Below are 13,578 nucleotides of genomic sequence, written 5' to 3' on the forward strand. Positions count from 1 at the left end.
GCTTTTTTGCATCCAAAGCCTCTTAAAAGGAATCATTAATGTCTGTAGAAATCAAGGTCCCCGAAATGGGAGAATCTATCACGGAAGCAACTATTGCGAATTGGGTAAAGAAAGAAGGAGAACAAGTAAAACAGGACGAGATCCTGCTGGAACTGGAAACCGATAAGGCGACCATGGAAGTTCCGGCTCCTTCTTCCGGTGTTCTTCAGAAAATTCATAAGAAGGCCGGAGACACCGTAAAAGTAAAAGAGATCATCGGTCTCATCGACGCCGCCGCAACCGCCTCCGCACCAGCACCTTCTTCTTCCGCACCGACTTCAACTCAAACCACTCAAGCTTCAGGAAACGGAAACATCAACGAAACTCTTCCTCCTGCGGTTCGTAAATTGATCGACGACAACGGACTGAACGCTTCTTCGATTTCCGGTTCTGGTAAGAATGGACAGATCACAAAAGAAGACGTATTAAAAGCAATCGAATCCAAATCCTCCGCAAGCGTGGGAACTACAACGGCGGCCAAATCGGCTCCGGCTTCCGCACCTTCTCCCGAAATTCCAAAAGCGGTTCCTGCCGCGAGAAGAACGGATCTTCCGAGAGAAAACGCGGTTCCGATGTCCCGTCTTCGTAAGGTAATCGCGGAAAGACTCGTATCCGCGCAACACAACGCGGCGATTCTCACCACGTTCAACGAAGTGGATATGAGTTACGTGATGGAACTCAGAAACCGTTATAAGGATAAGTTCAAAGAGACTCATAACGTAGGTTTGGGTTTTATGAGCTTTTTCACCAAGGCGGCCATTCAAGCGCTCAAGACGATTCCCGCCATCAATGCGGAAATCAGGGGAAGCGATATCGTTTATAAGAATTACTACGACGTCGGTGTTGCGGTCGGAGGACCGAAGGGTCTTGTGGTTCCGATCGTAAGAGACGCGGACTTGTTGAGTTTTGCGGGAATCGAACAGGAAATCGGAAGACTCGCCAACAGAGTGAAAGACGGAAAGATCGAACTCGCGGAAATGGAAGGCGGAACGTTCACGATTTCCAACGGGGGAATCTACGGTTCCATGATGTCGACTCCGATCCTCAATCCTCCTCAGAGTGGAATTTTAGGACTTCATAATATAGTAAAACGTGCGGTTGTGGTCAACGATCAGATCGTGATCCGTCCGATGATGTATCTCGCACTTTCCTACGACCACAGAATCGTGGACGGAAAGGAAGCGGTTACGTTCCTCGTGAAGGTCAAGGAAGCGATCGAAGATCCAGCCCGTCTTTTACTAGAACTTTAATGAAAGAGGAATCATGTCAGCAGAATTTGACGTAGTCGTGATCGGCGCGGGACCGGGGGGCTACGTTTGTGCCATCCGCTCCGCACAACTCGGTTTAAAAACCGCAATTATCGAAAAAAGAAAAACCCTCGGAGGCACTTGTCTCAACGTGGGTTGTATTCCTTCCAAGGCGTTGTTGGATTCTTCCGAAGAATATCACAAAGCGCTTCATAAGCTGGATGTTCACGGGATCACCGTGGGCAAAGTGGATCTGGATCTCGGCAAACTCATGAACCGAAAGGATCAGATCGTAAAGGAAGTCACCGACGGCGTGGACTTTCTGATGAACAAAAATAAGATCAAACGTTACGAAGGTTTCGGCAAGGTTCTTTCCGCCGGAAAAGTCGAAGTCGCATTAGCAGACGGTTCGAAAGAAACGATCAATGCAAAACATATCGTCGTGGCGACCGGATCGGTTCCGATCGACATTCCCGGTTTGACCGTGGACGGAAAGAATATCATCACGTCCGATCACGCGATCGATATTCGCAAACTTCCCAAGAAGATGATCGTAATCGGCGCCGGTGTGATCGGACTCGAGCTCGGATCGGTTTGGTCCAGACTCGGAACCGCAGTGACCGTCGTTGAATTCTTACCCGGATTGATTTCCAACATAGATCGTCAGATGGGTTCTCTTCTCGAACGTTCTCTTTCCGGACAAGGAATGGAATTCTTATTCGAACACAAGGTGAAAGGCGCGACCACGAGCAAAGGTGGAGTGAAGGTTCAAATCGAAGATTCCAAAGGTGTAGCCAAGGATCTCGAAGCGGACGTCGTTCTTGTGGCGGTTGGACGCAGACCTTTTCTCGAAGGTGTGGGACTCGAAGAAGCGGGTGTCGCATTAACACCTCGCAAACGAATTCAAATCGACGGACATTTTAACACATCCGTTCCGGGTATTTATGCCATCGGAGACGCGGTGGACGGGCCTATGCTCGCTCACAAAGCGGAGGAAGAGGGAGTCGCCCTCGCCGAATTGATCGCGGGTCAATCGGGACACGTGAATTACGATGCGGTTCCTAGCGTCATATATACTTGGCCGGAAATGGCTTGGGTAGGAAAGGGCGAGGAAGAATTGAAGGCCGCAGGAATCGAATACAAAACCGGAAAATCACTCTTTCGACCGAATGCACGCGCAAAAGCGATGAACGAGGCCGAAGGACAGGTCAAAATATTAGCGGATAAAAAAACGGATAAAATTCTCGGTGCGTTCATATTCGGACCGAGGGCTTCGGACATGGTAGCGGAATTGGCGGTTGCAATGGAATTCGGTGCGTCTGCGGAAGACGTAGCAAGAAGTTTCCACGCCCATCCGACCTTGGCGGAAGTAATCAAAGAAGCGGCGATGGCGGTGGATAAGTGGGCGATCCACGCGTAAGCGTGGTCGCGATTAGGTAGGTTTCAAAATGAAGATAGAAAAACTCATGGCGCTTTACGGGGAGAACGGCGCTCTCCTCGAAGAACTTTATAATCAGTATAAGCTCAATCCCGACACGGTGGATAAGGAATGGAAAACATTCTTCCAAGAAGTCGATAGCAACGGTCTTGCAAACGGGAACGGAAACGGATATTCGAACGGAAACGGTAAGTCCGCGGTTGCAACTTCTTTTACGGATGCACAAGCGGGTTCCATCCGAGAGATGGGGATCATCAACCTTCTGAACGCATACAGAAGACAGGGTCACCTCGCCGCGAAACTCGATCCGTTGGAAATTCAAAAACCGAATCGCACGTTCATCGATTCCAAACTTCACAGCATTTCGCCTTCCGATTTGGAAACCGTCGTGGATAGCGATACGCTCGGAAGAGTAAAACTCAAAGAGATCGTGGATCTATACGAAAAAGTATATTGCGACACGATCGGAGCGGAACACTTCTATCTCGTAAACGACGAAGAACGCGAATGGCTTCAAAAACAAATGGAGTCTCCCGCTTTCTTAGCGCCTCTTTCGAAGAACATCAAACTCAGACTTTTCGAAAAATTATTCCAAGCCGATTATTTCGAAACGTTTCTCGCGAAAAAATACGTAGGTAAAAAAAGATTCTCTCTCGAAGGGGGAGAATCCTTCATTCCTCTTTTAGACACAATCGTGGAAGAGGCCGGACATCACCAGATGGACGGACTCGTGATCGCGATGGCGCACAGAGGACGACTCAACGTTCTTGTAAACATCATCGAAAAACCCGCGTCGCTCATCTTTGCCGAGTTCGAAGAGAAAACGGATAAGGATAATCTGAGTTACGCGGACGTGAAGTATCACCTCGGTTATTCCAACAGTAGAATGACCGCGGCCGGAAAGGAAGTGAAACTTTCTTTGGCGTTCAACCCGAGTCACTTGGAATGTGTGGGCCCGGTCGTAACCGGTTCCGTTCGCGCTCGTCAAACTCTCATTGGAGATAAGGACCGCGAGAAATACATGCCGGTTCTGATTCACGGGGACGCGGCGTTTGCGGGTCAGGGTGTGGTTGCGGAAACTCTCAACCTGATGAACCTCGAAGGTTACACAACCGGAGGAAGTTTTCATATCGTCGTAAACAACCAAATCGGATTCACAACCCTTCCGGACGAATCCAGATCCACGTTGTATGCAACCGATCTTGCGAAAGGATTTCAGATTCCGATCATCCACGTAAACGGGGACGATCCGGAAGCGGTTTACAAAGTTGTAAAACTCGGGATGGAATACCGTCAGAAATTCAAAAAAGATTTTATCATCGACCTCGTATGTTACAGAAGACTCGGTCACAACGAAACCGACGAACCTGCATTCACACAACCGAAGATGTATTCGATCATCAAAAGTCATCCTCCGACCGTAAATCTCTACGAGAAAAAACTGATCGGGGAAGGCGATATCCAACAGGAAGACATCGACTTCATTAAAAACGGATCGATGCACGGACTGGAAGATTCTTTCCAAAGAGCAAAAGAACAAGACGTAAAGATCCGTGTCGATACCATGCAGGGAGTTTGGTCCAAGTTCTCCAAAGTTTCTTTGGATTCGGATCCCGCGACAAAACTTCTCAAAGAACAAATGCACGGAATCGTTCAGTCGTTGACTTCCGTTCCTCAAGGGTTTACTCCGAATTCCAAACTCGTGAAACTTCTTCAGAGTAGAAAGGAAATGGCGGAGGGAAAAATTCCCGTGGATTGGGGATTTGCGGAAGCGCTTTCATTCGGATCGATTCTCGAAAGCGGGTTTAGAATCCGTCTTTCCGGTCAGGATTCGCAAAGAGGAACCTTCTCTCATCGTCACGCGGTTCTTGTGGATACGAACACGAACGAAAAATACATTCCTCTCAATCACATTTCGCCTAAACAAGCGAAGGCGGAGATCATCAATTCTTCCCTTTCCGAATTTTCGGTTTTGGGTTTTGAATACGGATATTCTCTCGCAGATCCGAACGCTCTCGTAATGTGGGAAGCTCAGTTCGGAGACTTCGCGAACAGCGCGCAGGTGATCTTCGACCAGTTTATTTCCAGTTCGGAAGTGAAGTGGCAAAGACTTTCCGGTCTGATCATGCTTCTTCCTCACGGATACGAAGGTCAGGGACCGGAACACTCTTCCGCGAGATTGGAAAGATTTTTACAACTCTGTGCTCTCAACAATATGCAGGTTTGTAACCTCACGACTGCGGCTCAGTATTTCCATCTTCTAAGAAGACAGATGCTTAGAAATTATCGTAAACCTCTCGTGATCGTAACTCCGAAAAGTTTACTTCGTTTCCCGGCATCTCTTTCTCCGGTGGAAGACATTCTTCAGGGAGCGTTCCGAGAAATCCTGATCGACGATAGCGGTTCCAAGCCGGATAAAATCGACAAGGTCATTTTCTCCGCGGGTAAAGTATATTATGATTTAATGAAATACCGCGATGAGAACAAGGTTCAGAACGTGGCGCTCGTCCGTGTGGAACAGATTTATCCGTTCCCCGCAAAGGAAATCGAAGCCGCGCTTAAGACCTTCAAGAACGCGAAATCGTTCGTTTGGTGTCAGGAAGAACCGAAAAACCAAGGAGCTTGGTTTTTTGTTCGGGAAAGAATCGAGGATTTAATTCCTTCCAACGTTAGACTTGCTTACGCGGGAAGACACGAATCTCCGAGCCCGGCGGCCGGTCATATGAAACTTCACTTGCAGGAACAGGATCAACTCGTTCTGGACGCGTTTCAAGCGTAAGAAAAGAATTTTCCGACTTAAACCGGAGTCGTCGTTTTTCGTTTTAGAATTTTAGAAGATACTAAAGCGAAAAAACGGCGACATTGTCGGTCTCTCGAATTTTGCATTCTATAATCTTTCAATTCTTCCCCTAAAAACGATAAAAAATCCGTCGGTCTTGAATCAATAGTTTAAGATCCAACCGACTACTCGTTATAAAGCGATAAAACTTCTCCTCTTAAAATTATAACTTTAAAAAAGTATCACTTACCAAAATTTCGTTTTTGATTGCGTTTTCGTTTTCGGTTTTCTAATTTGCGGTGCATGTTGGCAAAGAGCGCGTTGGAAAACGTAACGTTATTTTTAATCGGTGTTTTGTTTCTTTTTTGTTTCGGATGCAAACAAGATCCCGTCGAATACAATCATAAAATTTTTCGAATCATGGACGGAATTTTTGAGGACGCAAGGTCGATCGATCTTGCATTGGAAAAAGAAGACTATGTGGATGCAAAAAACAAAACGCAGGCTTGGGAACAGAAAGTTCGGAAAGCAAAAGAAAGCGTAAGAAAGATCGGAAGTTTTAGAGGGGATTCTTCCTTTCGATCTGCGTGCGATTTTATCCTGGATATTTTTTCGGAACACGTGATTGTATATTATAAAAGATTGATATCTCTTCTCGAAGGAATACATTCTTCCGATTCTCAGGAAGTATACGACACTTACTATAAAATCCGTTTGAGAATGGACGAGGCCGACAATACTCTCAAAGAAGCTTCCGAAAAATTTAGAATGGAGTATTACGAATAAAGATCCGCGATACTTTCGATGGACCGATCGCAAAATTTTAAAAGCGAGATTGACGAAACTTGGAATTGTCTTATCCTATTCCAAAATGAAAACGGTTTCCATTCTGTATCTTCTGTTCGTATTAATTTTTTACGCGTTTCCAATTGCCGCAAATCCTACAAACGACGGCGAACATTCCCATTCGGAACGAAGGCTCTACGCGCATTCCTTAAACGTAAAGATCGAATCCAAAAAAATCTCCAATTCTCGGGACAAAATTCACGACCTGGTTCACAATTATCGCGGATTTATTTCCAAAAGTACGAACTCAAACCTGAAGTTTAAGATTCCGTTCGCCAATCAGGATCATTTTCTGATCGAACTTAGAAATGCGGAATTGGTCGACAAAAGCGACGAGACGATCGACGACATCACCGATCCGTATGAGGAATGTGTGAGAAGATTGGAAATCGATCACGAATTCCTTTCCAAATACAAGAAGTTATTCGAAGAGGATAAGATTCCGAAACGGGATCGCAGACATATTTTGGCCAAACAGCACAGGGTTTCTTTGGACATTCAGAAACTGGAAAAGAAGAAAAAGGATCTGATTCTAAAAACGAAATTCTCCGATTTTACGGTTTCGTTTGTGCCGATCAAACATTCGGGTCACTGATTGCTCGGAATTTGTAGTAGTTCCTACGATTTTTTTGTGAAATTGAAGGCCCCACCCTGATCTTGGGTGGAGGGGTGGGTGGTGGAAAACTCGGGAAATTCTTCTCTATTAGAAAATCATACTTTTCTCAAGAAGAATTTTCTTTCCCGAAGCCTGTCGGAACTCCGACAAGCTCGATATTTTTTTCTTGTTTAAAGGAGTCCGGTCTTTCTTGCGATTGCGTAGAAGTTTACGCCGTAACCAAGACCGAGAAAATTCTTAGGTGGAAAGAGGTCGTCCGTTTCCGGATTCCAAACGTCTTTCACAAGAGCTTCCATGGAAAAATCTTTTCCGACCGGAAGTCCGAGAATTCTATCGGGGAGTTGTGGAAATTCTGCCATTCTTATTTGCCTCTTTTAGTGGTTTCAACGAGATCGTAAAATTTTTGAAATAGATAACGGGAATCGTTCGGGCCGGGCGCGCTTTCCGGATGATACTGAACCGTAAGTAAAGGATAACCCGATTTCAAAATCCCTTCGACGGTGTCGTCGTTGAGATTTAAAAATGAAACCGGTTCGTCCGACTTTTGATCGTCGATCACCGCAAAACCGTGATTTTGCGAAGTGATCTCCACTTGTCCGGTTGATAAATTCTTAACCGGTTGATTTCCTCCGCGATGACCGAACTTCATCTTCTCGGTTTTTTTACCGAGAGAAAGTCCTATGATCTGATGACCGAGACAGATTCCGAAAAGAGGATATCCTTTTTCCATGATCTTACGAGTTGCATCGATCGCGTAGTCAAGAGGCGCCGGATCTCCGGGGCCGTTGGAAAGAAAGAATGCGTCCGTTCCTTCCTTCATGATATCTTCCGCAGGGGTTAAGGCGGGATAGACGGTTACGGCGAATCCGCCTGCATCCAATAAACGGAGAATGTTCGTTTTCACTCCGTAGTCGTAAACGGCGAGTTTAAACTTTTTACCGGTATGAGTTCCGAAGATATATTTCGAGGACGTTGTTACGACCTTTGCGAGGTCTGCGTTGATGATTCCCGGAAACGATTTAACCGTATCCAAAAACTTAGGAGAATATTCCGGAGCGACGAAGATTCCACCGTTCGGAGAACCGTTCGTTCTGATATAACGAGTCAGCTTCCGCGTATCGATTCCTTGGATGGCCGGGACTTTGTATTCTTTTAAAAACTGGGAAAGCGTTTTTTCGGACATGAAGTTCGAAGGACGATCCACGTATTCTTTTACGATCAATCCGCTCGCCTGAATCTTGGAAGATTCCATGTTATCCGGATGGATTCCGTAGTTCCCGATCATCGGGTAGGTCAACGTTATGATTTGATTGCAGTAGGAAGGGTCGGTTAGAATTTCTTGATAACCGGCCATGGAAGTATTGAAGACAACCTCGCCGACGGATTCCGTTTCGTAACCGAAGGATTCTCCCTCGATGACCGTACCGTTGTCGAGAACCAGGAACGCTTTCATCTCATACAGCCTCGATGTGGGGTTGGGCACAGTCAAGGTTTTTCCCCCGCAAATGCAAATCGGTTGAAAAATATGTCCGATTTTCGCGAATGGAAAGGGGATCACCCAATTTAATTCCTGGAATAGAATACGATATGCATAGGCTAACACTGCCGGACAAATCCGTAAAAGAAGTTTCCGAAGGCGCGACTTACAGAGACTTCATCGAAAAAGAATTACCTTTTTTAAAAAACAAGGCGCTCGCCGTACGTCTCAATGGCAAGGATATCCAGGACTTATCCCGAACGGTAGAGACGGATGCAAACATAGAAGTATTGACCTACGCCGAAAAAGACGGTTGGGAAACCTTTCAACATTCCGCGGCTCACTTGCTCGGGATGGCGGTTCAGAATTTATATAAGAATGCGAATCTCACCGTGGGTCCCGTGATCGAAAACGGACCCGGATTTTTTTATTACGACATCGATTTTCAAGGAACGATCATCACCCCCGAAGATTTTCCGAAGATCGAAGCCGAAATGGAGAAGATCGTAAAGGCGGATCATCCGGTTTGGAGAAAGGTAGTTTCGAAAACTGAAGCGATCGAAACCTTTCAAAAACTCGGTGAGAAGTATAAGATCGAACTGATTGAAGGATTCCCGAGCGGGGACATTTCCATCTACGGAATGGGAGAATGGTTCGACTTATGCCGAGGACCTCACGTTCCGAATTCGGGAATATTAAAATCTTTTAAACTAACCGCGATCTCCGGCGCGTATTGGAAGGCCGATAAGGATAACGCGATGCTCACTCGCATCTACGGAGTGGCGTTTCCTTCCAAAAAAGAATTGGACGCGTATCTTTTTCAAATCGAAGAAGCGAAGAAAAGAGATCACAGAAAGATCGGAAAGGAAATGGATCTATTCTCCTTTCAAAAAGAAGGTCCCGGTTTTCCGTTCTGGCATCCGAAAGGAACCATTCTTTGGAATTCACTCGCTGAGTATCTCAGAGGAGAATGCAACAAACGCGGTTATCAGGAAATCAAAACTCCGGCGATGTTGTCCGCCGAACTTTGGAAGAAGTCCGGTCATTGGGAAAACTTTCACGAGAATATGTATTTCACGGATATCGACGAAGAGGACTACGCTCTTAAGCCGATGAACTGTCCGGGATGTTCCTTGATCTACAAACATCATCTTCATTCTTACCGAGAACTTCCTTTGCGGTTTGCGGAGTTCGGAAGCGTTCATCGTCACGAATTGCACGGAGTTCTTCACGGACTATTCAGAGTAAGAGCGTTCACTCAGGACGATTCTCATATCTACGCGCCTTTGGATCATCTCGAATCCGAAGTGATGGACATCATCGACTTTACGTTTACCGTATATAAGAAATTCGGATTTTCCGAATTCAAAACCTTCATCGCAACTCGCCCCGAAAAATCGCAAGGCCGAGACGAGGATTGGGAATTCGCGACGAACACTCTCAAGTTATCTCTTGAGAAAAAAGGAATTCCGTACGGAATCAAAGAAGGCGAGGGAGCTTTCTACGGACCGAAGATCGAATTCAACATTAAGGATTCCATCGGAAGACTCTGGCAGTGCGGAACGATTCAGGTCGACTTCTCCATGCCGGAACGTTTCGATTTGGATTACACGGACAGCGACGGTCAAAAGAAAAGACCGGTGATGATTCACAGGGCGATCTACGGTTCCTTGGAACGATTCATCGGAATTCTCATCGAACACTACGAAGGAAAATTCCCACTTTGGATTTCTCCGAATCAGGTAAGAATTTTGACGGTAACCGAAAAGGTAACCGATTACGCGAAGGACGTCTATCGCGAGTTAATCGACGCGGGTTTCCGTGTGGAAATGGATACTCGAAACGAAAAGATCGGCGCGAAAATTCGGGATTCTATTTTAAAAAAGGCGAATTATCTTTTGGTTTTGGGCGAAAAGGAAATGGAATCGGGAACGCTCGCAGTGAGAAAGCTCGGTCAAGAGGATACAAAAACTCTGACTCGGGCCGGTTTTATCTCCAATCTTCAGGATGAGATCAAAGCGAACTGATTTTTTTTGAGAATGTAGGAACTACCACGCTTTCCGGTAAAAAGATCGGGATTGAATCGGGAAAAATGTGGGAACTCCTACTTTTCTCACGCGGAATCGAGTCGTTCATTCTCTGAAATCGTGGGAACTCTCACGAATCGGTCGAATCGGCAAAATCCGCTTGAAATAAAGGCTGATTCTCCCGAAATAGAGTCAAAAATCGCTTGAAAACACGCCTAAGAATAAAATCTTGGAAATCTAGCCGGAGAATGAATGCAGAGGAAACCGAGTCAAAAATCAGCAACGGATAAGCTTTTTAATCATCGAATCAACGAGAAAATTACGGGCGTTTCCCGTGTTCGTTTGGTTTCGGACGACGGAGTAGCGATCGTTTCTTTCGAAGAAGCGCTTCGAAAAGCAAGAGAAGAAAACTTAGATCTCGTAGAAGTATCCGGAGATCAAGAAGTTCACGTTTGCAAGATTATTGATTATGGTAAGTACAAATTCGAATTACTCAAAAAGAGTAAAGAGGCTAAAAAGAAACAACACGTAATCAACGTTAAAGAAATTAAGATCCGTCCTCGGATCGAAAGTCATGATTACGATATCAAAAAGAAACACGCACAAGAGTTTCTTGGAAAGGGAGACAAGGTAAAAGTCAGTCTCCGTTTTCGCGGTCGTGAGATGATGCACTCCGATCTTGGAATGAAAGTTGTTTATAGAATGGTCGAAGACCTGAAAGAATTCGGTTCCGCAGAAAGGGATCCGGTTCAAGACGGAAAACAGATCGTAGTAATTATTAATCCGAAGTAATTTCCGGAAATAGGATTTAAAGGTAGATCAAAATGCCAAAGTTGAAAACGAACAGAGCCGCGGCAAAGCGCTTCAAGTTCACTAAGAACAACAAAATCAAACGCAAGAGTATGAATACCCGTCACATCTTGACCAAAAAGGGACCGAAAAGAAGAAGACGTCTTCGCGGTGTGACCCTGGTCAACAATTCTGACTGGAAATCAATCGTCAGATTAATGCCTTATGGAGTACGATAATGCCTAGAGCAGTCAACGGAACCATCCACAAAAACAGAAGAAGAAGAGTCTTAAAAGACGCGAAAGGATTCCGCGGCGCTCGTTCTAAACTATATAGAACGGCAAAAAGTGCGGTAATGAAAGCGGGCCAGTGGGCCTACCGCGATCGTAGAGCGAAGAAAAGAGATTTTCGTAAACTTTGGATCGTTAGAATTAACGCGGCCGCAAGAGAAAATGGTTTGTCTTATTCCGTATTCATGAATTCTCTAAAGAAACTGGGAATCAACATGGACCGTAAGTCCCTTGCAGAGCTGGCTTTTAGCGATCGGGAAGTATTCAACGCCCTGGTCGAAAAAATCAAAGTAGCCGGATAATCAATCCAGCTTGACCAAAATCGACAGCCCTGTAAGTTTACAGGGCTTTTTCTGTTTTCAGAGAATCGTTTTTTAAGGAGAATCAGGTATGCTCACTATGGAGACCATTGAAGAATTAGAAAGCAAGGTCATAAAAGCCCTCGAACTCATCGGTGATCTTCGCGCTGAGAATGGTCGCTTAGAATCTGAAAACGAAACTCTCCGAGCAGAAAACGACCAGATGAAACTGGCGATGGAAGAGAAGGAAAAAGAACTTTCTTCACTCCGCACACAGCTCCAAAAAACAAACGCAGAACTTACAGAACTCAAAGAAAGAGAACAAAAACTCGAAGGAAAGATCAATCAACTTCTCGGAAGATTGGATTCTCTTCCTCAAGGTGGAAGCGGAGGGGCGACTGCTTCTTCGGCTCCTTCTTCCGGTTCCAACGCGGCGCCGATTGCCGCCGCGTCCGCAACTACAGCCGCGGCTTCCAATGTAGTGAAGGAATCTTCCTCAGCGGAAGACGAATTCGGCGAAGACGACGAAATCATATTACTCGATGAAGAAGACGACGATATTTCTTTGATCACCGAAGTTCCCGAGAAGGAGGAGGACATTATCGAAATATCCGACGAGGAAGAATCTGCGGAAGAATTCAGTCCGTTGGCCGGCGACGATGACGACATCATCATTGAAGACGATGACGACGCGATCAGCGTTTTCGACGCGGATGAAGACGACGACTTTCTCATCATCGAAGACGATCCTAAACCTTGAGTTTCTAAATGGACCCACGTAGGGTAAAAGTCAGAATCCTCGGAGAGGAATACACGATCCTCAGTGAAACGGGAGAAGACTACATTCATTCCCTCGCGGATGAAGTGGATCGCAAACTGAGAGAACTCGGAGCCGGAATGCCCGGCGCTTCGAGACAGAAACTCGCCATCTTAGCCGCACTCAATTTTGCGGACGAATTGCAACAAGCGAAAGAAATCAAAAACGATTCTCCGTCCGTTTCTTCTACCGGAACCGGAGAGATCGAAGAAAAAACCAGAAAGCTGATTACGATGTTGGAAGAAGGAATCATCGGAGACCTTTGATTTTTTTTGACCTATAAAAATTTGATCTCTTAGCGACGATTCTCCTTGAAACTTCAGTCCAGAAACGCACTCCGAACTCTTCTTACCCTTTTGGAAGAAAGGGAATCCAAAGATCTCGCCATTCTCGGGTTTTTAAAGGAAATTACCGCGGACGCGCGCAAGATCATCGCATACGCTCCCGATAAATGGGAAGTCAAAGTGAACCCGAAACTTTTGGGCTGGGTGGATTCCGACAAGGAAATATATTTCCCAAAGATGATGGATCAGAAATTGGAATTCATTCTCCCCGAAACCTGGGAGGACGGACCGTTTGGAATTTCGGAACCCAAGGGAACAAAGACATTGGATTTCCACGAAGCCGAATGGATTGTCGTACCTGCCCTTGGTTACGACGAACTCGGATATCGGCTCGGACGCGGTGCTGGCTTTTACGATCGGACTCTCTATGACGTAAGTCCTAACAAATTAATCGGACTTACTTACGAAGAACTCTTTCCGGCGAGCTTTGCGAAAGAAGATCACGACATAAGAGTGGGTCGAGTGATTACGGAGAAAAAAATCTATCAAATCGTCTGAAAAAGCGGTAAAATACTGTCTATTTGATGGATAGCGTAAGAATTTTTAGGTTTGGGGAATTCTTTCTTTCGA

The 13,578-nt window shown here is 45.7% G+C and carries 14 protein-coding genes; 12 read left to right on the forward strand and 2 right to left on the reverse strand.

The window, feature by feature from the left end:
• Nucleotides 1-38: 38 nt before the first annotated feature.
• From odhB to CH367_RS05325, 5 genes are all read left to right on the forward strand, one after another.
• Complete coding sequence (odhB, locus tag CH367_RS05305; protein ID WP_100761468.1) at nt 39-1,289, forward strand: 2-oxoglutarate dehydrogenase complex dihydrolipoyllysine-residue succinyltransferase; 1,251 nt, start codon at nt 39-41, stop codon at nt 1,287-1,289.
• Between the two features lie 13 nt (nt 1,290-1,302).
• Nucleotides 1,303-2,706 carry a dihydrolipoyl dehydrogenase gene (gene lpdA, locus CH367_RS05310; protein WP_100761469.1) on the forward strand — a complete coding sequence of 468 codons (1,404 nt, stop codon included), beginning with the start codon at nt 1,303-1,305 and terminating at the stop codon, nt 2,704-2,706.
• Between the two features lie 28 nt (nt 2,707-2,734).
• Nucleotides 2,735-5,503 carry a 2-oxoglutarate dehydrogenase E1 component gene (locus CH367_RS05315; protein ID WP_100761470.1) on the forward strand — a complete coding sequence of 923 codons (2,769 nt, stop codon included), beginning with the start codon at nt 2,735-2,737 and terminating at the stop codon, nt 5,501-5,503.
• A 303-nt stretch (nt 5,504-5,806) separates the two neighbouring features.
• Nucleotides 5,807-6,289, forward strand: a complete 483-nt coding sequence (locus tag CH367_RS20915; protein ID WP_208861978.1) for an LIC11966 family surface protein — start codon at nt 5,807-5,809, stop codon at nt 6,287-6,289.
• Nucleotides 6,290-6,374: 85 nt separating this feature from the next.
• Nucleotides 6,375-6,944 (forward strand): DUF4349 domain-containing protein, encoded by a 570-nt coding sequence (locus CH367_RS05325; protein WP_100762055.1) that lies wholly within the window; start codon nt 6,375-6,377, stop codon nt 6,942-6,944.
• A 191-nt stretch (nt 6,945-7,135) separates the two neighbouring features.
• On the opposite strand, the gene CH367_RS05330 is transcribed toward CH367_RS05325, so the two are convergent.
• On the reverse strand, nt 7,136-7,324 hold the full coding sequence (locus tag CH367_RS05330) for a hypothetical protein (protein ID WP_010575542.1): 189 nt from the start codon (nt 7,322-7,324) through the stop codon (nt 7,136-7,138).
• Between the two features lie 2 nt (nt 7,325-7,326).
• On the reverse strand, nt 7,327-8,418 hold the full coding sequence (gene carA, locus CH367_RS05335) for a glutamine-hydrolyzing carbamoyl-phosphate synthase small subunit (RefSeq protein ID WP_100762056.1): 1,092 nt from the start codon (nt 8,416-8,418) through the stop codon (nt 7,327-7,329).
• Nucleotides 8,419-8,552: 134 nt separating this feature from the next.
• Between carA and thrS the strand changes: the two genes are divergently transcribed.
• The 7 genes from thrS (at nt 8,553) to CH367_RS05370 (ending at nt 13,506) form a co-directional block, all read left to right on the forward strand.
• Nucleotides 8,553-10,469, forward strand: coding sequence for a threonine--tRNA ligase (gene thrS, locus CH367_RS05340; RefSeq protein ID WP_100761471.1), 1,917 nt, complete (start codon nt 8,553-8,555; stop codon nt 10,467-10,469).
• A 252-nt stretch (nt 10,470-10,721) separates the two neighbouring features.
• A complete protein-coding gene (infC, locus tag CH367_RS05345) occupies nt 10,722-11,261 on the forward strand; it encodes a translation initiation factor IF-3 (protein ID WP_100761472.1) in 540 nt (179 codons plus the stop codon).
• Between the two features lie 32 nt (nt 11,262-11,293).
• On the forward strand, nt 11,294-11,497 hold the full coding sequence (gene rpmI / locus CH367_RS05350; RefSeq protein ID WP_100761473.1) for a 50S ribosomal protein L35: 204 nt from the start codon (nt 11,294-11,296) through the stop codon (nt 11,495-11,497).
• Nucleotides 11,497-11,850: a 50S ribosomal protein L20 gene (rplT, locus tag CH367_RS05355; RefSeq protein WP_100761474.1), complete on the forward strand. Its 354-nt coding sequence runs from the start codon at nt 11,497-11,499 to the stop codon at nt 11,848-11,850. Before rpmI ends, rplT begins: the two co-directional genes overlap by 1 nt.
• An 88-nt stretch (nt 11,851-11,938) precedes the next feature.
• Nucleotides 11,939-12,607, forward strand: a complete 669-nt coding sequence (locus CH367_RS05360; protein WP_100761475.1) for a coiled-coil domain-containing protein — start codon at nt 11,939-11,941, stop codon at nt 12,605-12,607.
• Nucleotides 12,608-12,615: 8 nt separating this feature from the next.
• Nucleotides 12,616-12,930: a cell division protein ZapA gene (locus CH367_RS05365; protein ID WP_100761476.1), complete on the forward strand. Its 315-nt coding sequence runs from the start codon at nt 12,616-12,618 to the stop codon at nt 12,928-12,930.
• A 45-nt stretch (nt 12,931-12,975) separates the two neighbouring features.
• Nucleotides 12,976-13,506 carry a 5-formyltetrahydrofolate cyclo-ligase gene (locus CH367_RS05370; RefSeq protein ID WP_100761477.1) on the forward strand — a complete coding sequence of 177 codons (531 nt, stop codon included), beginning with the start codon at nt 12,976-12,978 and terminating at the stop codon, nt 13,504-13,506.
• Nucleotides 13,507-13,578 lie beyond the last annotated feature (72 nt).

This window comes from Leptospira barantonii, assembly GCF_002811925.1.
Taxonomy (GTDB): domain Bacteria; phylum Spirochaetota; class Leptospiria; order Leptospirales; family Leptospiraceae; genus Leptospira; species Leptospira barantonii.